The organism is Acinetobacter sp. PC34 (genome assembly GCF_051789135.1).
Lineage (GTDB): Bacteria > Pseudomonadota > Gammaproteobacteria > Pseudomonadales > Moraxellaceae > Acinetobacter > Acinetobacter johnsonii.
The window spans coordinates 388451-412854 of the sequence record NZ_CP196664.1 but is presented as its reverse complement, the minus strand read 5'-3'; the positions used below and the strand labels follow the sequence as shown (position 1 = coordinate 412854).

The window sequence follows — 24404 nt, the reverse complement described above, 5'->3', positions numbered from 1 at the left end:
CTCAGTATACATTTTAATTTATTTTTTTACAGCCGTAGACAAAAAAAAACCAGTGTTTCCACTGGTTTTTTTTATTCATTCAGAATTAGTCGTTAAACTTACGACGTGGGCGGTCAAAACCACCTTCAGTACGTGGACGATCTGAATTAAATTCACGCTTCGGACGGTCTTCGCCACCAAAAGTACGCTTAGGACGGTCTTCACCACCGAAAGTACGTTTTGGACGGTCATCACCAAAAGAACGTTGTGGACGGTCGCCAAAACCACCTTCACGACGTGGCGCTGGTCGATCACCAAAATCACGTTTTGGACGGTCACCAAAAGAACCTTCACGACGTGGTTTATAGTCTACACGGTTACCGCGGTTGTCATCATTCGAGTCAAAACGTGGCTTATCGTTGAAACCACCTTCGCGACGTGGACGATCAGAGTTGAATTCACGCTTTGGACGATCATCAAAAGAACGTTGCGGACGATCACCGAAACCGCCTTCACGACGTGGCGCTGGACGATCACCAAAATCACGTTTTGGACGGTCATCAAAAGAACGTTGTGGACGATCACCGAAACCGCCTTCACGACGTGGACGATCATTATTAAACTCACGACGTGGACGATCTTCACCACCAAATGATGGACGATCACCACGAGGTTTGTCATCGTAGCTACGACGTGGACGGTCATCACCACCTTCACGACGTTTAAAGTTAGACTCACCTTCGAAACGAGCACGACCGCCGCCATCGCGACCACCGAAACCACCTCGACCACGACCGCCGCCATCACGACCACGACCATCACGACCACGACCGCCGCCATCACGACTACCGCGTGCAGGAGGTGGAGACGGCTCAAGGCCTTCAATTTCAGATACATTCAAACGCGCATCTAAGAAATCTTCTAAAGCACGGATTTTACCGCGTTCACGGTAAGTTGCTAAAGTGATTGCTTTACCAGTACGACCCGCACGACCTGTACGACCAATACGGTGTACATAGTCTTCGTTCTTCATTGGAAGACCGAAGTTGATTACGTGTGAAATGGTTGGTACGTCAAGACCACGTGCAGCAACGTCGGTTGCAACTAAAATTTTTGCACGACCTTCACGGATGCTACGTAAACGACGGTTACGCACAGTTTGTGGCATAGCACCATGAAGTGCTACAACTGATAAACCTGCTTCAGCAAGTTCTTCAGCCAACATATCGGTATCTTCTTGAGTAGAAGCAAATACAACAGCTTGATCTAAGTCTTCAGCACTTAACCAATGCGTTAGTAATTTTTTCTTGTGCTCAAAGCCATCAGTCCAGTGTAAAGTCTGAGTGATGTCAGTATTCGTAGAGTGACCAGTTTCGATTGCAATACGTTGTGGATCATTCATCATGCGTTCAGCAAGTGTAATGATACGACCAGCAAATGTTGCAGAGAACATTAACGTCTGTTTACGGTTTGCAGCAAGATCGCTAATTGCTTCCAAGTCTTCAGAGAAACCTAGATCAAGCATACGGTCTGCTTCGTCAACAATAAGCGCATCAACTTGGTCTAATTTAATTTGACGACGGTTTACAAGGTCAAGTAAACGACCTGGTGTTGCAACAACAACTTGTGCACCTTTTAACTGCTGGATTTGCTTACCAAACGGCATACCACCCATGATCGCTGCAATACGTGCACCTTTCATGTGACGGACAAACCCAATCGCGTCTTGGCTTACTTGCTGCGCTAACTCACGAGTTGGGCAAAGAACCAAGATATTCGGTTGTGTAATTGCTTTCATACGTTCTTTGAACGGAACGAAAGTCTCTTGGGCTGCAAGTGCGTTTAACGTTGGAAGTAAGAACGCTGCAGTTTTACCTGAACCTGTTTGGCTAGATACTAAAAGGTCTTTACCTTCTAAAGCTGCAGGAATCGATTGTTCCTGTACAGGCGTAGGAGAAGTAAAACCTAAGCTTTGTAAAGCTTGTTGTAACGATTCATGTAAAGGAAAATCAGCAAAAGTTTTGCTCATAGAGTATTTCACCCGAAAAATGGGTGCTCCATTAAATATATGGTCTGATGGACATCGGCAAAAAGCGGCACAGCAATAATCGCTGAAAATATAGAATCAGCGGCGATCCGAGAACGACGATGCGTATAACGCACATTTGATTACAGCCGCAACCTGAAGGAATCGCTTAAGCGATTGGGTGGGGCGCGAAATAATGTCCTCTCTTTGGACCGGACGCGCATACACAATGATAGAAGAGAATGTTCAGGTAATGAACGAAATTTAGTGCGTGGACGGAGTATAGCAGGATATTTTTAAAAGTCACCTCTTTTCGTGAAATTGATACAATATTTTCCTCAAAGATTGAATAAATGCAGGTTTTCATTTAATTTTTTTGACCATCTAGAAAAATATTGAATAGTACTCTACGTTCTATTCCTCAGCTATCAGCCATAAAACGCAATTAATTGTACTAGCTCTTGCTCTACTCTAATGCTGCCGTGATTTGACATGGTATCTGACCTGTAATGAACATTACACACAGCAAGCTTAAATAGGTGTCTATACGCTGTCTAATTTCAACCTACTTTATTTCTGCATAGCGCGATCTTCATTAAGAGGTGATCAGAATCTGGCACAGCCTATGTTTTACAATCGAATAGAGGTCAAAGCCATAAAGTAAATCACCACAAAGGTCTTTACTTTTTTTCATCCTCATCAAAGAAAAAGCCCTCTTATGAGGGCTTTTTCAATGTCTTAAAACACGATCTGCATGCTATTACTTAGCCGCTTCACCCCAAGCAGGTACAACTGCTTTCATCAGAGGTTTCAACATTTTCATAGAACATGCCAGTACTTGGCCATTTTCCATAGATTCGCTACCACCACGTGCATCAACCACTGTACCGCCCGCTTCTTTCACGATCAACTCGCCAGCTGCGATATCCCAAGGCTTTAAGCCGAGTTCGAAGTACGCGTCGAAACGACCTGCTGCCACATACGCCAAATCTAATGCTGCAGAACCTGTACGACGGTATTGTGCGCCAGCTTCAGTCACATTTAACAATGAATCAAAATGATTTTTTGCATAAGAAATCACTTCACCATTACGTTTTGCACGGTAAGCATGACCCACAGACATGAATGTATTTTCAAGGCTGTCTTTCACATTTACACGAATACGGCGTTGGTTCATCATGGCACCACGACCACGACTTGCAGAGAACAACTCATCTTTCACAGGGTCGTAAATCACGCCGTGTTGAGTAATGCCTTTATGTTGAACTGCAATAGAGATACAGAAGTGAGGAACACCGTTAATGAAGTTTAGAGTGCCATCAAGTGGGTCGATGATCCAACACCAATCTGCGTCGTGACCTTTACCTTCTTGAAAACCAAACTCTTCACCAAGGAAGCTGTGATTTTTATAGCTTTTACGTAGGGTATCGATAGCCAATTGTTCCAAATAACGGTCTACACGCGTTACAGGACCATCAATTCCTTTTTCTTCGACTTGTAGATCGAGCTTATGACGATTTTGATGCGCTTTTAAAAGCTCTTGACCGACTAATTGAGCCGCACGCGCAGCCATCACCACCATAGGTTCCATTGAACACCCACTACAATTTGAAGATATTGATAAAGAATAATGCATAAAAGCCCGCGCATCTTATCAAAGATCGGGGCTTTTAGGGAAAAAATGTTTCTAAAATTTAAAAACGGTGCTTAAACCATGTGTACAAGTTTTGACCACGCTTGGCGCACCGAGCTTTCAATGCCTTCTGCATCTAGTCCCGCCTGATGCAACATTTGCGCATGCGTGGCTTGATGCATGAAGGTATCAGCTAAACCGAGATTTAACATCGGTTTCACGATTTGAGCTTGTGCCAAATATTCATTGACTGCACTGCCCGCACCCGCCATTACCGCATGTTCTTCAACCGTAACAAATAAAGCCGTTGATGGTGCTAAAGTCGCTATCATCTTTTCATCAAGCGGTTTAACAAAGCGCATATTCACCACACGAACCGCTAAATCTTGTTCAGCTAATTTCTGTGCTGCCTCTACTGCGGCCTGAACACGACTACCAAAGGCAAGAATGCTAATAACGTCGTCTTGGGCATCATTAAAGCTCGCTACAATTTCAGCCTGACCAATTTCCATCGGGGTCATCTGTTGTTGAATTTCAACACCGAGACCATTGCCACGCGGGTAACGCACTGCGGCAGGACCATTGAATAAATAAGCGGTATGCAACATTTGACGACATTCATTTTCGTCTTTTGGCGCCATAATCACTAAATTCGGTACGGTGCGCATAAAGGCATAGTCATAGGCCCCAGCATGAGTCGGCCCATCTTCACCCACTAAACCTGCACGGTCGATACCAAAGGTAACATCCAGATTTTGCAGGGCCACATCATGAATCAATTGATCATAGCCACGCTGCAAGAAGGTCGAGTAAATTGCAACCACAGGTTTTAAGCCTTCACATGCCATACCCGCCGCCAAAGTTACAGCATGCTGTTCTGCAATCGCGACATCAAAAAAGCGCTGTGGATACTGTTTAGCAAAATCCACCATACCTGAGCCTTCGCACATGGCAGGGGTAATCGCCAGTAAGCGCTCATCTTGTGCGGCTTCATCACATAACCATTGACCAAAGACATCTGAATATTTGGGCGCCGTTTGCGGAGCAGACTTGGCATTTATTTTTGTAATCGCGTGATATTTGATTTGGTCTGCTTCAGCAGGGGCGAAGCCTTTGCCTTTTTTGGTATAGACATGAATTAAACGTGGCCCTTTACGTTTTTTCAATGCGGTAAAGACTTGTGTCAGCTGTTCGACATCGTGCCCATCAAAAGGCCCAAAGTAATCAAAACCAATCGCTTTAAATACGTTGTCGGCCGCATCTGTCGCTGCGCTATGTAAGCGCGAGTTATAGGTCCATTCAGGATGTGGCTGTACATAAGCTTCGCCATCCGCTGAAATATTAATGGACTGACCACTTTCCCAAATCGAAGCCAAATGTTTAGCAAAACCACCTGTGCTGCATGAAATCGACATATCATTGTCATTCAACACCACCATCAGGTCCGCATCATGTGCGACTGCATCGTTCATGGCTTCAAAGGCCATCCCCGCTGTCATCGCCCCATCACCAATGATCGCAACCACTTCACATGGATCGTTTTGATAGCGACGTGCCAGCGCCATACCTAGACCTGCTGAAATCGCAGTCGAAGAATGTCCAACTCCAAAGGTATCAAACACCGATTCATCACGCGCAGGAAAGGCAGCTAAACCATCTTTGGCACGAATAGTTATGAGCTGTTCACGGCGCCCAGTCAAGGCTTTATGCGGATAAGCTTGATGACCAACATCCCAAATTAAGCGGTCATTCGGCGTGTTGAAGCAATAATGTAATGCCACGGTGAGCTCGACTACACCGAGGTTTGCACCAAAGTGTCCCCCACTTTGTCCTGCGGCATACAGAATAAATTGACGTAGCTCGTCTGCCACTTGTGCTAATTGACTTTGCTCAAGCGAGCGAAGTTGTTGAGGATGATCAATCGTATCCAACAACGGTGTTACAGGGCGATGAGCTGGTATTTCTGTATACAACATATATGGCAAAGCCTTCTAAAGCCTGGCAAATCTAGCTAGGTCAAATGGGTAATTCGATCATATCGTCGAATGCTATCACCTTCAATCAGCCATATTTCTAGCGATGCAGTTTTGAGCAGTGCTCTCACTGGGTGTTCGTTTAGTGCAGGTGATTATCCTGAATAATCTTACTATTTATCAACTATTATCGTTCGCTTTATACAAAAAAGAAAATCTTCTGCATAAATTCGTGGATGCAATTCTACCAATGTCGATGCATTACGCTATACTTTAGCCAATTTCTGAACTATTTACAGGTTTAGCTGTGCCTATTGAATTTGTTGCCACATCCCGTTTACCGACTGCTTTTGGTGAATTTAACATCACCGTATTTCAAGATCCTAAGACCGGTGAAGAACATGTTGCACTCTCAAAAGGTTTGGATCAGCCGATCACAGAACCCGTTTTAGTCCGGGTTCATTCCGAATGTCTCACGGGCGATGCCTTTGCGTCCTTGAAGTGTGACTGTGGTCCACAATTGCAAGCCACACAAAAACTGATCAATGAAGCTGGGCAAGGCGTGATTCTGTATTTGCGTCAAGAAGGTCGTGGTATTGGGCTGACCAATAAAATTCGTGCTTATGCGCTACAAGATCAAGGGCATGACACAGTTGATGCCAACTTAATGCTCAATCTCCCTGCCGATGCACGTCGTTATGACATGGTCAGTATTATGTTGGAGCATTTAAATATTCAACAAGTCCGTTTGATTACTAACAATCCGTTAAAGATTGCAGCACTGCAAGAGCAAGGGATCAATGTGGTGGATCGTGTACCATTGACGGTCGGTTTAAATCCTTTCAATGAAGAATATTTAAAAACCAAACATGAACGCATGGCGCACTTGTACAAGAAAGATGATTTTTAAAATTTGAAAACATACTCTAAGCCTGCTTGAATAGGCTGGCTTAGAGCGCTTTAATGACATTAGATGGTCATTGAGAAAATACGACTCTCGGGTTGACGGCGTTTTAAATGCAAATCGAACGCCATACAAATATTGCGTACAAAGGCTTTGCCCTGCTCAGTCACCCGTATACTGTGTGGCCCAATCTCCAATAAACCATCGTCCTGCATTTCTTCCAGTTGTCCCAAGACTTCAGCCAACTCAGGAAATTGCATATCTAGTTCTGCCCACGACGTCTGAAAGCTACACATCAGATTTAAAATGTGACGACGAATCATCAGATCTTCAGCACTCAAAATATGCCCGCGATAGACGGGAAGTTCATTGTTTTCGAGTCGCGCATAATAATCTTCGAGTTTTTTTTCATTTTGCGCAAAGCTATACCAGCTGTCGCTGATGGATGAAATACCTAAACCTATCATCACTTGGGTTTTTGATGCGGTGTAGCCCATAAAATTGCGATGCAAAGTGCCTGCCTGAAATGATTGATACATCGCATCATTTTCTAAAGCAAAATGATCCATACCAATTTCATGATAACCCTGTGCCAGTAATTTATTCTTCCCTTCTTCATAGCACTGGCGTTTTACTTCATCTTTCGGCACATCATGGTCTTTAAAACCACGTTGCCCATTGCCTTTGATCCATGGCACATGCGCATAACTATAAAATGCCAAACGGTCTGGACGTAAACGATTGGTTTGATCAATGGTGTTGAGCACATCATCTAGGTTTTGAAAAGGCAGACCAAAGACCAAATCATGTGAAATTGAGCTATAGCCTATTTCACGCGCCCACTGCGTCACTTGCTCGACATGTTCAAAAGGCTGTATCCGATGAATGGCTTTTTGTACGGTTTCATTATAATCCTGCACCCCATAACTGACACGGCGAAAGCCCAAGTCATACAAGGCTTGCAAATGCTCCCGTGTGGTATTGTTCGGATGCCCTTCAAAGCTAAACTCATACTGCTCGGCAATCTCTGCTTGCGCAAGGATACTTTCAATCAGTTGAGTTAAATGCGCTGGAGAAAAGAAAGTCGGCGTTCCGCCACCCAAATGAATTTCTTTAATGCACGGCTTTTCTTCAAGCAAGTCACAATAAAGAGACCACTCTTTTAAAATCGCCTGAATATAAGGCTGCTCCATCTCATGCTTTTTGGTCACGCGTTTGTGACAGCCACAAAAAGTACAGAGACTTTCACAAAAAGGCAGATGAATATACAAACTTATGCCTTCAGTCGAATTCGATTCAGCAAACGATGTTTTCAGCGTCTGTTTCCATTGCTCTAAAGAAAACTGTGGCTCTTCCCAATACGGCACCGTTGGGTAACTGGTATAACGTGGACCAGGAACATTGTATTTTTGAATCAATGAATCGCGCATATTTACCATCAGCTCTTCCACATTCAGAAAATGCAGCCTATTCTGCATCGCCAAACTCGGGTCTGTACTGTGGTTATTCTGCTGAGCTTAGGATCAGAATTCAACCTAGCGAATTGGTCAGGTTATTTTGCACATAGCAGCATTTCATTTTTGAATTGTCTCACAACATCGAATGCTGCTGTAGGACTCTTCGGAAAATATTCTTAATCTTTTTGCTGTTTTATGTTTTGATGTAGGCAGTTTTCATCTTTTCCCATGAGGCTTTTCATGCAGCACCCAACGTCTGCGGATATCCAACGCGTTCGCGAATTTCTCCTCGACTTACAGGCTCGTATTTGTGCCGCACTTGAACAACAAGAGTGTGCTGGTGGCGGGACTGCGCAGTTTGAAATAGATGATTGGGAGCGTCCTGAAGGCGGTGGGGGTCGTTCACGCGTACTGCAAAATGGCACAGTGATCGAAAAAGGTGGAGTGATGTTCTCACACATCAACATATCTAAACTCCCTGCTTCAGCGACTGAACGCCATCCGCAAATTGCAGGTGCCAAAGCACAGGCCATGGGTGTGTCCTTAGTGATCCATCCGAAAAATCCAAATGTCCCGACTTCACATGCCAATGTGCGCTTATTCGTGGCGGAAAAAGAAGGTCAAGATCCAATTTGGTGGTTTGGGGGGGGCTTCGATCTCACTCCATTTTACCCAAATGATGAAGATGTGCTGTCATGGCATCAGACAGCGCATGACTTATGTGCGCCCTTTGGCGCTGAAGTCTATGCCGAACATAAACAATGGTGTGATGACTACTTCTATTTAAAACACCGTGACGAACAACGTGGTGTCGGTGGATTATTCTTTGATGATCTCAATCAATGGGACTTTGAAACCTGTTTTCAATATATTCAAGCAGTCGGCAATGGCTACCTAGAAGCTATTCTTCCAATCTTCCAGCGTAACCAAGACAAGCCATTTAGCGAGGCGCAACGCGACTTTCAAATCTATCGTCGTGGTCGTTATGTCGAATATAACTTAGTTTATGACCGCGGCACGCTCTTTGGTTTACAAACAGGTGGGCGGATTGAGTCGATTTTAGTGAGCTTGCCGAATTTGGCGGGTTGGTCATATCGACCTGAATGGGAGGCCGATTCTGCTGAGAAAAAATTGACCGACTTTTACCTGAAACCCCAAGATTGGCTCAACCTGCTCAAATAGACACACAGTCTTACAATTCTATATCCCCCACGCATGCCCTTTTCACTAGATTAGGGCAGCTTATATATTAAATTTTATATATTTCCCGATCAATTCCTCGTAGAATGGCCACTACACAAAGCGTCATTTCTTTGCATTTATTAAAGCATTGTCACAGGTTTAAAACAGCAATTGGGTTCTTTTAAGTTCGCAAAAACCGTAAGCTAAATTAAGTCATTTTCAATGTATTCATTTTAATGACATCAACATTTAGTATCCTCCTTTGCTGTTCTCTCTGAGGTCCCAAACATGTTCGCAAAAAGAGTTAGCTCGACCACCATGGTTCTTTTCTGCTTTGCTATTGTGTTGCTAAGCTCGATCAGTACCACTATTTTTTCTGAAAGTGCGTTTAATGACAATGCATCCATCAGCATCACCGTATTTGCAGGTATCGGCTTAACCCTGACCGCAGCAAAATTATTGTTTGATGCGATTCACAGCATCTGTAACCCATAAGTCGCCTTTCTTTTTTCTGTTGATAAAAAACCACTGAACGCTTTAGCCTGTGTGTAATTTGCCGTATATTGAACGGCATTTCTCACATGGATTTGGTGCGATGAACAAACAATTCGCTGTCATTGGCAACCCGATTGAGCAGTCTCGCTCACCTGAACTTCACCATGCGTTTGCACAAAAAATGGGGCTCGACCTCAACTATAGTAAACGTCTTGTGCCACTCGATGGCTTCCTCGCCAACATCCAAGAATTCTTCTCACAGGGTGGCATGGGTCTTAATGTCACTGTGCCGTTTAAAGAACAAGCCTTTGCCGCCTGCGCAGTCCTCACTGAACGCGCTAAAATCGCAAAAGCAGTCAATACGTTGTGGATGATCGATGGTCAATTACATGGTGACAACACCGATGGACAAGGCTTAGTCGATGCCATTCATGCGTTGGACTGGAACTTAGACCAGACAGATGTACTGATCATCGGTGCAGGTGGTGCAACTCGTGGCGTCATTTATCCACTGGTACAAGCAGGGGTGAAAAAAATTGTGATTGCCAATCGTACCCTTGCCCGTGCTGAGCAACTGGTTGCCGATTTGAAAACAGCTGTACCGCAAGCCGAATTACAAGCCATCGGCTTAGATGCACTCGAAGGTCAGTTTGACTTGGTGATTAACGCAACTTCTGCCAGCCTAAGTGGCGATGCCCTCATTCTGCCAGAAACACTCCAGTTTCAACATGCCTATGAAATGGCCTATGGCAAACCCTCAACCTTTTTAGATCAAGCCAAAGCTCGCGGCGTACCCACCTCGGAAGGCTATGGCATGCTGGTTGGTCAGGCGATTGAATCTTTTTCGATTTGGAATGGCATCAAACCCAACCTGAAAGATTTTTTATAAGCACAAATAAAAAAGAACCTCCGCAGAGGTTCTTTTTTTCAGATTAGTTCATGTGTTTCTGTACGGCTTTATAGGTCTCGTAATAGGTCGAATCGCTAAAGAAGTCGATATGTTCAAGCGTCATACCCTGAAGTGACTTTTCGGATTGCTGACCTTTTAAATCATCGGCAAATGCTTTAGCAAAGATTTGTGCAGCCTGAGCTAACTTTACAGTTTGCTCTGAATCTACACTATACATGTCCTTAAATTCATCTTGGTAAACCTGTGCAAATACAGCTTGTTTGGTCTTGTATTTCTTCACCAAATTTTTCCAGTGCTGGTTTTCTTTTGCATCTTCCAACGCATCATCAACTATATTCGCTACAGATTTGCCCAGCGCATCAAAATCTTGCACCTGCTCTAAGGCATGTTTTTGACGTAGTTTCTGCAAACGTTTAAGTGCTGCACCCTTTGGTTCCTCAATATCGAGGAACTCATAAGCATAGACTTCTGAAATTTCATTGATAGTCGCTGAGCTATAGTAACGAATATACTCTGGACGCTGAGCGGCAAATACCAAAGCAAATACCGTTTGGTACGCTTTGACTTCAGAATGGTAACGTGCATAACTTTTCTGTGCAACCTGCTGATAATATTCAGAAATATCTTGAGATAAAGCTGTCGAGCCTGATGATGCGCTCTCTACACTTGATGAATCTGTACCTAACGGGCCCAGCATGCCTTTCACTACATTTTCCAACAGTGAACCTTTAGACACTTCCTCAATCGATTTGGCATTTCTTAAAGCTTGACGGTCAATGGCGCTCGCACTGCCATAATTAAACACCTGATTGGTGCTCTTAATTTGTAGCTTACCAATTTGCTCATCGCTAATCACAATGTTGTAATCCATGTTTTGCGCACGGCCTTTTTGGTCCAGTCCAACATCCATCACAAACGGTGAACGCTCACTACCTAGCTGTGCCATGATTGGTGTAATTTCAGCCTGATGTTTTTGCCAAAGTTGTTTAAAGCTTTGTGCATCTACCAGTTGTTCTGTTTGATACGCGCTAAAGAGTGGTTTCAACTCTTCCAAAACATTGGTCGCTGCTTGTCCAAAAGTCTCTTCATCTACAGATTCATTGGCTGCTTTAGGCGCAAGTACATCAATCTCTTGATAGTCACGACAAACTGTTACTTTACCAATTGGAATATTTTTATTGTTTATCAGCGCATCGCAAGCTTCTTCAGACAGGGTATTTGATGTTACAGCATCAGATTCTTCAGTTTCTGTTTCTTCTGTCTCAGCTTCGGCATATTCATCCACTTCTTCATCATATTCATCATCAGCCTCACCATGAGTATGAGCATCCGCCTCAGCTTCTGGTACATCTTCATACACATACAAATTAAGTGAATGTGCCTTTTGATTAATCAACTGAGTCACACGCCCTAGTGATTCATGAGCTAGATCTTCACTAGTGCTAGTCGCAGTACCCTCTGCTTCTTGTTCCGCCTGCATTGCTTCATTCGCGGCACTTGATGATTCTTCCGATGCTTCAATCAGACGCTCAGCATCAAAAGCTTGTATCTGCTGGGTATAGTGCAGTTTATTGACGTATTCAAACAAGCCCAATTGTACTTGTGCTGTTTCTAAGTCACCCATATAGCGAATTTTTTTGCTTAGCCCTGCTTCTTTTTCTGACTTGCTTAAATCAACACTATGCACCTGATTTGGCTCTGCCAAAGCATATGGCAGTGCATTCATCTGCTTCAAATATTCAGCAAACTTTTTAAAATCGATATTACTGAATGCTTCTTTATGCTTAGAAAAGTCGATATAGGCAAAGCGATCCTGACTTTCACGATTCACCATAAACGGCATAAAGGCAAAGTAGTTGGTGTAAAATTTATAATCATTAAAATCAACCACCATCGGCAACTGTGCTTGCACTTGTAGGGTTGGTTTTTGATAACTTAACTGCAAAGTCAATGCTGCCAATTTTTGACGGAAATGCACAGAACCTTGATAACTAAACTGTAAGTCATTGAGTAAATTTACCAAAGACTCTGCGATTTGAACCTTAGCAGAACGTGATTCTCCACTGCCATACAACGATGCATACGGATTTTGTTCACGCGCAAGTGCATCATATAAGGCTTGTTTTTCTTTGGTGGTAAAGGAAATCTTTTGATTTTTTAATAACTGATCTAATTGTTTTTTCAGCTCTGGATCTAAATTCGTCCCATTTGACTGAGCATTGGACTTGGAATTTGGCTTGGACTCATTAAAATTAAAGTCAGATTGAATAGAGAACTGACCTTTAAAATCATAGCTGGCATTTTCAAACATGGCATTAAGACCATGCGTGGCTTGTTGCCCGAGCTGCTGATCTGAAGAGGCATTGGATTTAATGACATGCTGAGTACACCCACTGATACTCAAACCCAATAAACAAAGTGTTATATATTTTAAGCGCATAATACTTGCTGAAAACCTGAGTTAATTATAGTTTATTAAAAAAGTACATGATCAAAAGACCACCGAGTCAGTGTAACAGAACTGTCTTTTTAGATTGATGATTTTATCTACCAATTCGCCTTTCTGACATTTTCTCAAGTCGGATCTATCAATGTATTTTGATACGATGTATGAATAATGAAATGATCGATTTAAATAATCCAATACTATTTCTAAATTAGGATTACACACATGCCTGCATATAAAGCTCCCTTACATGATATTCGCTTCTTAATGAATGAAGTGCTGGACTATCCTGCACATTATCAAACCCTATCGAATGGTGAAGCTGCCGACGCTGATACGGTAGATATGATCTTAGAAGGCGCAGCAGATTTTTGTGAAAATATTTTATCTCCTTTAAACCAATCGGGCGATGAAGAAGGTTGTACCTTCGACAATGGTGAAGTGAAAACTCCAAAAGGCTTCAAAGATGCTTATGACCAGTTTGTCCAAGGTGGCTGGCAAGGTTTGTCTTTCCCTGAAGAGTTTGGCGGTCAGAACCTGCCTCAATCTTTAAATCTGATTAAATCGGAAATGATGGGCACAGCAAACTGGTCTTTCCAAATGTACCCAGGTTTAAGCATCGGCTGTATGAACACCATTTTACAGTTTGGTACAGACGAACAGAAAAATCTGTATATGCCGAACTTAGTGGCAGGTACATGGTCAGGTACCATGTGTTTAACTGAACCTCAGTGTGGTACCGACTTAGGTCAAGTAAAGACCAAAGCAGAATTAAATGCCGATGGCACTTATAACATCTCAGGCACCAAAATCTTCATCTCTGCAGGTGAGCAAGATTTAACTGAAAACATCATTCACATCGTACTTGCTCGTCTTCCAGATGCACCTGCAGGCACCAAAGGCATTTCACTGTTCATTGTGCCTAAATTCTTGGTCAATGCAGACAGTAGCCTTGGTGAACGTAACCCTGTGACCTGTGGTTCAATTGAACATAAGATGGGGATTCGTGCTTCTGCAACCGCAGTGTTGAACTTTGATAATGCTGTCGGTTACTTGATTGGTGAGCCAAACAAAGGCTTACATGCCATGTTCACCTTCATGAACACCGCACGTATCGGTACAGCAATTCAAGGTATTGCACATGCTGAGCTTTCATTCCAAGGCGCACTTCCATATGCCAAAGAACGTATGTCGATGCGTGCACTTTCTGGCAAGAAAGACCCTGAAAAAGTCGCTGATGCCATTATTCATCACGCTGACGTTCGCCGTATGTTGCTGACACAAAAAGCGATTGCTGAAGGCGGTCGTTCAATGATTTATTATGCAGCACAAATTGCAGACAAAATGGCAGATGCACTTGAGCGTGGCGATACTGCTGCATTTGAAGCACATGATGATCACTTAGGTTTCTATACCCCAATTTTAAAAGGGTTCTTAACTGAATTGGGCTTGGAAGCTGCAAACCACGGTATGCAAGTCTATGGCGGTCATGGCTACATTAAAGAATGGGGTATGGAGCAAATTGCACGTGATGCACGCATTGCGACATTGTATGAAGGCACAACAGGTGTTCAAGCACTTGACTTAATTGGTCGTAAAGTACTTCTGACCTCTAAAGGTAAAGTGATTCGCGACTACACCACTGAAATTTTAAAATTCTGTGGTCAACAGGCACGCAACAAATACATGCGTCGTTTTGCATGGGACTTAACCAAAGTATGTGCGCAGTGGAATGCCTTAACTGTTCGCATTATGCTGGCAGCCCGTAAAGACCGTGACGTGGTATCTTCAGCTTCTGTCGATTTCTTGATGTTCTCTGGCTATGTGATGATGGCGTATTTCTGGGCGCAACAAGCGGCTGTCGCTTCAGAAAAATTGGCTTCTGGTGATGGCAAAGAATCTGCTGAATTCTATAAAGCGAAAATTAAAGTTGCAGACTTCTATTTCGAACGTTTATTACCACGTACCCAAGGTCATGCCGAAGCAATGGTCAATCCTTCAAAAACCATGACTTCTTTAGCACCTGAACACTTTAGCTTTGATTACTAATTAATAGTGTCAAAATAATAAAAAGAGCGCCTAGGCGCTCTTTTTATTTCTTGTCCGACCTTACAATCCAACTCCCCCAGCAACTTAGCTGTCGCTCCAATTTTCTGGCCTCATCTTTAGACTTTGGTAAAAGCGTCCCCTACACAGTTAAAAAGAGTTCTCTACGCTCCCTGATAGTTTTTTAGAGTTAGCGCGTTAAAAATTTTGTCATGGCTCTGTCTTTCTACAACTTAAATTTAAGTAAGAAAATGGCGTTTATATTTAAAAAATCATTTAATAGAAAAAATAATATAAAGATTCAAATACATCAGAAAAACAAATATCAATAAAGGGAATAACAATGTCAAAAAACTATAAGTTCAGCCACTATATATTTCCGCTCATGCTGAGCTTTTTATCAATGAATACTATAGCTGCAATCAATGTTTATGGCCCAGGTGGGCCAGCACCAGCGATGCATGAAGCAGCTAAACAATTTCAAAATAAGACAGGAGTTGATGTCCATGTAACCGCTGGCCCTACGCCACAATGGGCAGACAAAGCCAAACTCGATGCCGACGTCATCTATAGCGGTTCTGAAGCCATGATGTCTGATTTAGAAAGCGTATTTACTGACAAAATCGTAAAGGACTCAATTGAGCCACTCTACTTACGCCCTGCTGCCATTTTAGTCAGAAAAGGCAATCCCAAACATATTCAAGGGTTTAAAGACCTAAGCAAACCAAACACTAAAGTTTTGGTCACACATGGCGCAGGCCAAGTGGGCATGTGGGAAGATATTGCAGGTAGAACAGGTAACATTCAGCTCACAAAATCATTCCGTAAAAATATCGCCATGTATGCACCCAATACAGGCGCAGCGAAAAAAGCATGGGAAGCGGACAGCAGCTATGATGCATGGTTGGTGTTTAATATTTGGGGAGTCAGTAATCCAGACATTGGGCAAATTATTCCGATCGAACCTGAACTGGTGATTTACCGCGATGCAGGTGTTGCACTGACTCAGCACAGTCTAAAAAATCCTGAAACAAAAAGTTTTGTTACGTTTTTAAGTTCTCCACAAGGCCATGCGATTTTTAAACAGTTTGGTTGGAACAAATAAGTGCTTAATTTTAATCTTTGATCCACATTCAAGATCAGTTTCCAAGCTTAAAAAATCGAACTTTTAATAAGCAAATTGGACATAAAAAAGAGCGCCTCGGCGCTCTTGATTGAAGAAAATATAACTACTGAACCTCGGCCAAAAGCGCTTGTGCTGCCATTTTACCCAAGGTATTCGATGCCAAAGGACTATCTCCTGTAATTAACTTACGGTCTTGAATACACTGTCCCGACATCTCTTTATTGACCACTTCGACACTCAACTTTTCTAAGCGATCTGCCAGCAACCATGGTAATTCCCCCGGCATATAACCAATGTCTAAGTTTGCCCCTTGGTCGAGTGCGTCGGGGAACACACACATTTTATAGCCTTTAAAAATATAGTTTTCAGGGGCTTCATTAACCGCGGCAGCCAATAAGCCTGCTGGCCCATGACACAGCGAAATGACAAATTTATCTTTTGCCACCGCCCACTTCAGTAAGGTTTTTAAGTCTTCACTGTCAGGTAGACCAATTAAAGCACCATGCCCACCGGGAATAAGGACAGCCAAATAGGGAGAGTCATCACCTAAACTGTTTTTCAGTACATCTGCCAGTTTTAAAGGTTTCTTAAATTGGGCTAAGTATTTTTGGAATGTTGCAGGCACAACAGCATCTTCATGGGGCATCGCCCACATTTCAAGTTTAACTGGATTGCCGGATAACGTAGCAATATCAATGTCAAAGCCCGCGCGGTCTAAATGATACATAGGCAGTAAAGTTTCTACTGGGTGGTTGCCTGTGGAGAAGAACTTGCCATTTTTCATCAGTAGATAACGCTCATCGCTTGCGACCATCAAAACTTTTTTATGCCCAATATAGGGTGTTGGATAGTCAGTTCCATCGAAGTCGGTTTTACTGGCGGTATATTGGGAAAGTGAATAAGGTGATGGAAAAAACGCATTATCTTCAGCTAAATCAGGGCTTGGATTACGGTCTTGGCTGGTCTGTGCCATGCTGATTCTCCTTTATTATTGCTTGGTTATTTTCAGTTTTACGAAACCTAGAGTTCTGTACCACAGCTCATTTATTCAGCATAACAAAGTTTCAACGTGGCTCTGTTTTAAGATGTAAATATAAGCTTGCCTGTATGACAAGATAAAAAATTGAACAATAAAAAACCCCGACATCCTGTCGGTGTTTTTCGTATTAAGTGCTGAGGTATGACTCCTGTCGTACCTTCGTCCTTGAGCTGATCTTTATTGTTATTCTATTGGAGCATCCTGCTCTCTATGATTCTATATTAAAAAAACTTACAGGCAGGCGTATAGGCGCAAAAAGCGGGAATTGATGTAAGCTAATTCGTACAAATTAAATAGAATTCATCTTATTATAAATTTTAAGACTTCCATAAAAATCTAAAAATACTCAGGATTAATCAATGATCACTTATGGCATCTACGGATATGAAATTACAAAAACTGCTGAATTATAGGGTTTCAAACTGATCCCACGCTCTCAAAACCATAGAGAAGTTAAAAAATTAGCCGCAGATCGAGATCATTATCATTTAACGGGATTTCTTGAAATAGATGAAAATCAAATTTTAAATCAACACATTTTAATTTTTGATTTACAGGGTATCTTATCTTTTATTGATCAAAAAGAATGTGATTATTACCCATCCCTTACGCCCGCATGAAACCGATCAAACATTAGATCAAGACTATCCCTTAAAAATTACTTTTATTGGACGATTAAATGGTATTGGGTCTCTGATTTTAAGAGATACAGTTAGCCCTGAATCTAGAAAAGATTGTATACAAAAAGCTCTCAATAAATTGAAAGAGTATGACCAAAACCAAGGAGTTTTTCGTAGTGCTTTTTTTAAATCTATAGAGCCGTTTAGAGGCAGTGAGAGCTTCATTGATGTAAATTATTATCTGCTTTTTTCTGCATTAGAATCATTAAGTCGATATCATCTTGATGATTATGATTCAAAGAATGTCTCCACTCCTATTGCAAAATTTCTTAAGCCATATAACTTTGATATATCTCAAGACAATGTCAAAAATTTAACACAATCCGTTTCCACATATACCCATTTACGCAATGCTTTATTTCATAATGGAAAATTGGAATGTGAGCCAAATATAAATGGAACATATATAAAACTCGAAATGTCAGAATATTATGCTAATTTCAGTATGCTAGTCCCACTGGTGATGTTGAAATATATCGGCTTTGATGATGGTTATACTAATTGGAATTCTTGGCTTGATCGAATGCCATTTAAGTAATCATCCAAGTTAAAAAATTGGCTTGAGATCTTCACTCAAGCCATGATGGTAATTCATACAATCATGGCTTTATAAAACTTAGATAAACTCTTCCAACACTGAGTTTAAAAATATATGCCCCTGCTCGGTACATGCTAAGCGCGTGGCATCATCCACCATTAATTTTCGACTGCGTAGTGAGTCTAACGCTTCAGCCAAACTATCCAGATTCAAACCTGTCCGCTGCGCATAATATTCAGCAGACACACCCGTATTTAAACGCAAAGCATTCATCATAAATTCAAATGGAAGTTCGTCGGCTTCAATCCGCTTAAACTGCACATGCTCCGCAGGAACTTTAGCCAAATAGTCTTTGGGTAAACGAGTTTTCTGGAAACGATAGACTCCATCTGGCTGTGTAACTTTGGCATGTGCACCAGCCCCTATCGCTAAATAGTCGCCAAACTGCCAATAATTCAAATTATGCGCAGAAGGCTGCTCTTTACGCCATGCCGAAACTTCATAATTGATAAAACCCTGCGCTTTTAAATAAGCTTCACCTTGGGCTTGAATCTCTTCAAGCACATCGTCCACAGGTAAGATAGGCTTGGTTCTAAAGAACACGGTATTCGGTTCAATCGTGAGTTGATACCATGAAATATGCGTTGCACCATTGTCTACGGCCAGCTTTAAATCCAGTAAAGCTTGTTCTAAAGTTTGCTCAGGTAAACCATGCATGAGGTCGACATTAATTCGCTGAAAGCCTGCATCACGCGCAAGACCAATCGCAGAAATCGCATCGGCGTTACTGTGAATTCGTCCCAACTTGGTCAAATGTTCAGTATTAAAACTTTGAACCCCTATCGACAACCGATTGATACCTGCCGCTAAATAATCGGCAAAAGGGTCATGTTCGACTGTACCTGGATTGGCTTCTAAGGTAATTTCACAATCGGTCTCAAAGGGCAGTAGTGCTTTTAACTGGGCAAATAACCATTGATACCCTTGTGCTGAAATCAAAGACGGCGTTCCGCCGCCAATAAACACACTATGAATATGACGCCCTTGAGCAAACTCGAGTTGAGTTTTAAAGTCTTCCACCAAAGCATGTAAATATTCTTGCTCTAGATCTAAAGACAGTTTGCCATCTGGCACCGCATGTGAGTTGAAGTCGCAATAGGGACACTTACGCACACACCACGGCATGTGAATATATAAAGACAACGGAATATTTGCAGGATGTAAATCAGTCAAGGAAGAGACTCTTAAGCACAGCGGTAATCTTGCATATTTTAACATGACTGCATCAAGACACTTATGAAATCTGTGTCTATTTGGATTAGACTGATAAAAAGACAAGAAGAATGAATGGTTTAAAATGATGAAAATATCGAGCCACTTGCTGTTTATGCTACCACTGGCCTTTGGTATTGGCATTGCTATGACTTTTCAAACGGCGCTGAATACACAGCTCAGAGAATATTTTTACTCTCCACTACAAGCCGCATTGTTATCCTTCTTCATTGGTACCTGCGTTTTAGTACTTTTGGTTGTACTCCAACCCGTCGACAAACCGCAGTTACATGATTTTTCCAATATTCCATGGTACTTATGGCTCGGTGGTTGCTTAGGGGTTTATGCCATCAGTATAAGCATCTATACTGCGCCTAAATTAGGCTTTCTCACGTTTTCAGGTTTGGTTATTTTTGGACAAATCCTGACCTCGATGATTTTTGACCACTATGGTCTACTTGGTACCGAAAAAACCCCTGTCAATTGGCAGCGTTTACTTGGTGGCGTCGTAATTTTTATTGGTGTGCTTCTCACTTTACAACGCTGAATTTATTTAGACCAAGCACATGATGAATATGAGTAATTTTTGTGTCGACTACAAATAAAATCACGTCCCATCGTTTCGAATTAAAAAAGTTATTGGTGTTAATGCTGCCCATCCTGATCACGCAGTTTTCTCAAGCGGGTCTCGGGTTAATTGATACCATCATGGCGGGGCATTTATCCCCTACCGATTTAGCCTCGATTGCCGTCGGTGTTGGTTTATGGATACCAGTGATGTTGCTGTTCAGCGGCATCATGATTGCGACAACACCGTTGGTGGCAGAAGCCAATGGTGCACGCACCCCTGAAAAAATCGCCACTATTGCTCGTCAATCCCTGTGGGTGGCCTTTATTTTGGGGAGCATTGCGGGTTTAATTTTACAAGCCATGCCGCTGTTATTGTCCCTCATGGGTGTTCCTGCAAACTTACTACCTAAAGCCAGCCTATTTTTACATGCCATTGGCTTTGGCATGCCTGCGGTGACTATGTATGCAGCACTGCGTGGATATTCTGAAGCACTTGGTCACCCACGTCCTGTGACCGTCATTAGCTTAGCGGCCTTGGTTCTTTTGGTTCCACTGAACTTTGTCTTTATGTATGGTTTCGGCCCGATTCCAGCACTCGGTTCGGCAGGCTGCGGATTTGCCACTGCTATTTTACAATGGATCATGTTTTTCACCTTAGCCACTTATATTTTTAAAGCCTCGGCATATCAAAAAACTCAAGTGTTTAGCACTTGGGAGAAGATGGATCGCTACTGGATCGAGCGTATTTTAAAACTTGGTTTACCTATTGGCTTAGCTATTTTCTTCGAAGTCAGTATTTTTAGTACCGCTGCGATTATTCTCAGCCCATTGGGTGAAACCATTGTGGCAGCTCATCAGATTGCAATGTCGGTCACCTCTCAGTTGTTTATGATTCCGATGTCCCTTGCCATCGCCCTGACTATTCGTGTCGGGACTTACTATGGTGAAAAAAACTGGATCGCGATGCGCAAGGTACAAAAGCTTGGACTGGCTACAGGCACGGTTTTGGCGCTGATGACCATGCTGCTGATTGCACTGTTTCGTCCTGAAATTGTGGCGATTTATACCTCTGATCATGAAGTATCGGAAGTTGCGATGTATTTACTGCTGTTCGCACTCGCCTACCAGCTGATGGATGCTTGGCAAATTAGTGCCGCAGGCTGCTTACGCGGCATGCAAGACACCAAAGGCCCGATGTGGATCACAATGGTTGCCTATTGGATCGTGGCCTTTCCTGTCAGCATTTATTTGGCGCGCTACACCAACATAGGTGCAGCAGGTGTTTGGATTGGACTGATTATCGGTTTAAGCGTGGCATGTGTCCTGCTCTTGCTCCGACTTTATAACAACAATAAACGCCTCAGTCAGGACTATCCATAAGTCATGCATGGCATAGAATAGGAAGGAGCCAGACTCTTCTCCTATTCCAGCTATTTTACTGTTGTGCCAAAGCGTCTTTCAGACCTTGTGGCACTTCACTCTCATCCTCAACGTCTTTAACCACCACCTGCCCCACGATCACCTCACTGCCATTAAAGGTCATGGTGGGTGAACCATACAGGCTATAACCTTCATTGAGTGCTTTGGTGACACGCGCACAAAAATGCACATCGTCCTTGCCTGTAAAATAACGATAAACTTTCATTTATTTCATACTCAAAATTTTTCGCACAGTGTAACGCGATTTTTCAATACAAAAGCATCTTGTGTGCAATTCACTCAACTGACCACTATTATTTAAATAGAAACATCAGCTTAACAATTTAAAGTAGGCAGTTTTGCATTTGTCGCCTATGATCAAATCTGAGATGTAATGAAAATTCCCCGAGGAATATCGCATGGCAAATACGACTCGTACGCCCGGTCGTCGCTTTATGAAACTTGCCAGCATGACAGCAAGTATCGCAACCAAAACTGTGACCAATTCAATTAAAAACTTCAATGCCGATGAAGATAAAAAAAATGCGGCGCGCAGTCAGCTTTTTCAGGACATTGGACTTCAAATTGCAGATACCTTAGGTGAAATGAAAGGTGCCGTGATGAAAGTCGGGCAAATTGCATCTCAATACAAAGACATTTTCCCGCCTGAAGTGGCACGTGCAATTAGTAAATTACAACGTCAAGCGCCTGCGATGCCTTTTCAAGAGATCAAAGCTCAAGTTGAAAAAGAACTCGGCAAGCCGCTCAATCAAATTTTTACAGCCTTTGATGAACAACCCTTTGCCGCAGCCTCCATTGGTCAAGTACATAAAGCCACTTTACCGAGTGGTGAGCAAGTTGTGGTTAAAGTTCAATATCCGGGTGTAGAAGAAGCCTGTGAAAGCGACTTAAAACAAGTCCGTTTAGCGCTACGCCTAATGGGTGTACTTAAAATTGACCGTAAGCTGCAAGATCAACTCTTTAAAGAAATTCAGGACAGTTTAGACAACGAGCTAAACTATCAAATAGAAGCCCAAAACTTAGAGGTCGCAAGAACCTTTCATCAAGCTTTAGACTCTAAAATTATTATTCCTCAAGTCTACAAAGACTATTCAAGCCGTCATATTTTGACCTTAAGCTTGGAGCACGGCGAAAGCATTGAAACGGCCAGTACATGGTCACAAGAGACGCGAAATGAACTGGGGCGTCGTTTATTTCGTGCCATTGGCCGTGAAATTTTCTTCTTAAAGCGCTTCCACTGCGACCCACATCCGGGCAACTTTGCTTTCCGAGAAGATGGTAGCGTGATCGTGTATGACTACGGCGGTGTAAAAACCCTATCGACTGAAATCGTGATGCATTTTAAGCAGCTGATTCAAGCAGCGCGCGACAGTGATATCTTGGCCATGGAACAGCAACTGACTGCTTTGCACTCGATGTCTGAGCAAGGCAAGTTCCCTGCCGAACTGTATGAAGCATGGTTAGAAGTGCTCATGCGTCCACTGACCACTTTGTATGACTTTGCTGAGAACTCAGCGCATCATGATGGTATTGAACTGGTCAAACCATCGCTAAAATACTGGGATGTATTTAAACCCTCACCCGATACACTAATGGTCAATCGCACAGTCTCAGGACATTATTGGAACCTGATTCATCTCAAAGTGCACGACAACCTCAATGATCTATTTGAAGAGTTGGTGCCACCGCCTGCCTAAATAAAGACTGCGAGCACGATAAAATCGCTGCAACTCAATAAACCCAGTTACATAAAGTCACTGGGTTTATTTTGACTTCCTTATTGTTACATTATAACATTTCAAAATAATACATTTAAGGAGAAGTCTATGCGTGCCAATATTCATCCAGAGTATCGTGAAGTTCTGTTCCACGACACCAATGCCGACGCGTTTTTCGTGATCGGCAGTACCTTACAAAGTCATCAAACTCGTGAGTATGAAGGCAAGACTTATCCTTACGTCAGTTTAGATATCTCAAGTGCTTCACATCCGTTTTATACCGGTGAACAACGTCAAACCAGTAATGAAGGTCGTGTTGCAAGCTTCAATAAACGTTTCGCGCGTTTCAAACGCTCACAATAATTTCATTTTTCTTTAAGCTATACGCGTTATAGTAAAGATATCAAGAAGCCTAAGACCTCCTCCAGCTTAGGCTTCTTTTTTATGCGTTCTTTTCTGGTTCCTATTTTGACCAACTTTTTTCTTAATGTTTAAGCACACTATCCAACAGATAAAATCCGATCCCAAGCACGATGACACCCACCACTAAGCTCGACAGGGCGTAACTCAAAGCCAGTACAGTTTGTCCCTGTCTAAATAACTGAAAAGTTTCGAGGCCAAAACTCGAAAATGTCGTAAAACCGCCCAATATGCCCACCATCAAAAATAAACGTGCTTCTTGTTGCAGTACTGGAAACTTCTGGCTAAAAGCAAAGAAAATACCCGCAGCAAAACAACCGATGATGTTGATCCACCATGTCGGCCATGGAAAACTCATACTCGGTTTAAACAACCACAATCCTGCACCGTAGCGTAAACAGGCACCTATTCCGCCCCCCATTGCCACCAAGATCCAATTCATTGACCTATCCTATTCTTTACAAAATGCGGTATGGATAAGTCCAAAGTTATCCACAGTTCATCAACTATAACGCTATTAAACCTGAATCAATCCTCGCACTTCAAGGTT

Annotated in this window: 20 protein-coding genes; 11 read left to right on the top strand and 9 right to left on the bottom strand. The window is 42.6% G+C overall.

Annotated elements, in window-relative coordinates:
• Window positions 1-85: 85 nt before the first annotated feature.
• The 3 genes from ACSC9N_RS01940 to dxs all read right to left on the bottom strand — a co-directional run bounded on the left by ACSC9N_RS01940 (window position 86) and on the right by dxs (window position 5614).
• Window positions 86-2008: a DEAD/DEAH box helicase gene (locus tag ACSC9N_RS01940; protein ID WP_062032563.1), complete on the bottom strand. Its 1923-nt coding sequence runs from the start codon at window positions 2006-2008 to the stop codon at window positions 86-88.
• Window positions 2009-2765: 757 nt separating this feature from the next.
• The gene (locus ACSC9N_RS01935) at window positions 2766-3596 is read right to left on the bottom strand and encodes an inositol monophosphatase family protein (protein WP_004691373.1); all 831 of its coding nucleotides are present in this window, start codon (window positions 3594-3596) and stop codon (window positions 2766-2768) included.
• A 116-nt stretch (window positions 3597-3712) separates the two neighbouring features.
• Window positions 3713-5614, bottom strand: a complete 1902-nt coding sequence (dxs, locus tag ACSC9N_RS01930) for a 1-deoxy-D-xylulose-5-phosphate synthase (protein WP_159151595.1) — start codon at window positions 5612-5614, stop codon at window positions 3713-3715.
• Window positions 5615-5918: 304 nt separating this feature from the next.
• On the opposite strand from dxs, the gene ribA reads away from it, so the two are divergent.
• Window positions 5919-6521, top strand: a complete 603-nt coding sequence (gene ribA, locus ACSC9N_RS01925) for a GTP cyclohydrolase II (RefSeq protein WP_159151594.1) — start codon at window positions 5919-5921, stop codon at window positions 6519-6521.
• A gap of 59 nt (window positions 6522-6580) precedes the next feature.
• Here the strand turns inward: ribA and hemN are convergent, their stop codons facing one another.
• On the bottom strand, window positions 6581-7945 hold the full coding sequence (gene hemN, locus ACSC9N_RS01920) for an oxygen-independent coproporphyrinogen III oxidase (RefSeq protein WP_395475264.1): 1365 nt from the start codon (window positions 7943-7945) through the stop codon (window positions 6581-6583).
• Window positions 7946-8212: 267 nt separating this feature from the next.
• Here hemN and hemF point away from each other — a divergent pair, with 267 nt between their 5' ends.
• From hemF to aroE, 3 genes are all read left to right on the top strand, one after another.
• Window positions 8213-9154 (top strand): oxygen-dependent coproporphyrinogen oxidase, encoded by a 942-nt coding sequence (gene hemF / locus ACSC9N_RS01915; RefSeq protein ID WP_234954372.1) that lies wholly within the window; start codon window positions 8213-8215, stop codon window positions 9152-9154.
• Between the two features lie 288 nt (window positions 9155-9442).
• Window positions 9443-9649 (top strand): hypothetical protein, encoded by a 207-nt coding sequence (locus tag ACSC9N_RS01910; protein ID WP_010327619.1) that lies wholly within the window; start codon window positions 9443-9445, stop codon window positions 9647-9649.
• A 100-nt stretch (window positions 9650-9749) separates the two neighbouring features.
• On the top strand, window positions 9750-10538 hold the full coding sequence (aroE, locus tag ACSC9N_RS01905; protein WP_281199387.1) for a shikimate dehydrogenase: 789 nt from the start codon (window positions 9750-9752) through the stop codon (window positions 10536-10538).
• A gap of 43 nt (window positions 10539-10581) precedes the next feature.
• Here aroE and ACSC9N_RS01900 read toward each other — a convergent pair whose 3' ends face one another.
• A complete protein-coding gene (locus ACSC9N_RS01900) occupies window positions 10582-12999 on the bottom strand; it encodes a hypothetical protein (protein ID WP_281199386.1) in 2418 nt (805 codons plus the stop codon).
• A 231-nt stretch (window positions 13000-13230) separates the two neighbouring features.
• Between ACSC9N_RS01900 and ACSC9N_RS01895 the strand changes: the two genes are divergently transcribed.
• Entirely contained in the window at window positions 13231-15054 is a 1824-nt protein-coding gene (locus ACSC9N_RS01895) for an acyl-CoA dehydrogenase C-terminal domain-containing protein (protein WP_078389970.1), read from the top strand.
• Window positions 15055-15394: 340 nt separating this feature from the next.
• Window positions 15395-16156, top strand: a complete 762-nt coding sequence (locus ACSC9N_RS01890; RefSeq protein WP_281199384.1) for a substrate-binding domain-containing protein — start codon at window positions 15395-15397, stop codon at window positions 16154-16156.
• Window positions 16157-16280: 124 nt separating this feature from the next.
• On the opposite strand, the gene hchA is transcribed toward ACSC9N_RS01890, so the two are convergent.
• Window positions 16281-17150, bottom strand: coding sequence for a glyoxalase III HchA (gene hchA / locus ACSC9N_RS01885; RefSeq protein WP_281199383.1), 870 nt, complete (start codon window positions 17148-17150; stop codon window positions 16281-16283).
• A gap of 654 nt (window positions 17151-17804) precedes the next feature.
• Here hchA and ACSC9N_RS01880 point away from each other — a divergent pair.
• Complete coding sequence (locus ACSC9N_RS01880) at window positions 17805-18434, top strand: hypothetical protein (RefSeq protein ID WP_281199382.1); 630 nt, start codon at window positions 17805-17807, stop codon at window positions 18432-18434.
• Between the two features lie 78 nt (window positions 18435-18512).
• On the opposite strand, the gene hemW is transcribed toward ACSC9N_RS01880, so the two are convergent.
• Window positions 18513-19667: a radical SAM family heme chaperone HemW gene (gene hemW / locus ACSC9N_RS01875; RefSeq protein ID WP_131230681.1), complete on the bottom strand. Its 1155-nt coding sequence runs from the start codon at window positions 19665-19667 to the stop codon at window positions 18513-18515.
• 124 nt (window positions 19668-19791) lie between these two features.
• On the opposite strand from hemW, the gene ACSC9N_RS01870 reads away from it, so the two are divergent.
• The gene (locus ACSC9N_RS01870) at window positions 19792-20253 is read left to right on the top strand and encodes a DMT family transporter (RefSeq protein WP_131230683.1); all 462 of its coding nucleotides are present in this window, start codon (window positions 19792-19794) and stop codon (window positions 20251-20253) included.
• A gap of 101 nt (window positions 20254-20354) precedes the next feature.
• Window positions 20355-21656 carry an MATE family efflux transporter gene (locus tag ACSC9N_RS01865; RefSeq protein WP_184118015.1) on the top strand — a complete coding sequence of 434 codons (1302 nt, stop codon included), beginning with the start codon at window positions 20355-20357 and terminating at the stop codon, window positions 21654-21656.
• 55 nt (window positions 21657-21711) lie between these two features.
• Here the strand turns inward: ACSC9N_RS01865 and ACSC9N_RS01860 are convergent, their stop codons facing one another.
• Entirely contained in the window at window positions 21712-21921 is a 210-nt protein-coding gene (locus tag ACSC9N_RS01860) for a DUF1737 domain-containing protein (protein WP_004691402.1), read from the bottom strand.
• 193 nt (window positions 21922-22114) lie between these two features.
• On the opposite strand from ACSC9N_RS01860, the gene ACSC9N_RS01855 reads away from it, so the two are divergent.
• Together ACSC9N_RS01855 and ACSC9N_RS01850 are read left to right on the top strand one after the other, a co-directional pair.
• Complete coding sequence (locus ACSC9N_RS01855) at window positions 22115-23413, top strand: ABC1 kinase family protein (protein ID WP_184118004.1); 1299 nt, start codon at window positions 22115-22117, stop codon at window positions 23411-23413.
• A 129-nt stretch (window positions 23414-23542) separates the two neighbouring features.
• Window positions 23543-23797, top strand: a complete 255-nt coding sequence (locus ACSC9N_RS01850) for a type B 50S ribosomal protein L31 (protein ID WP_004691406.1) — start codon at window positions 23543-23545, stop codon at window positions 23795-23797.
• 121 nt (window positions 23798-23918) lie between these two features.
• Here ACSC9N_RS01850 and crcB read toward each other — a convergent pair whose 3' ends face one another.
• Complete coding sequence (gene crcB / locus ACSC9N_RS01845; RefSeq protein WP_004691408.1) at window positions 23919-24296, bottom strand: fluoride efflux transporter CrcB; 378 nt, start codon at window positions 24294-24296, stop codon at window positions 23919-23921.
• Between the last annotated feature and the right edge of the window lie 108 nt (window positions 24297-24404).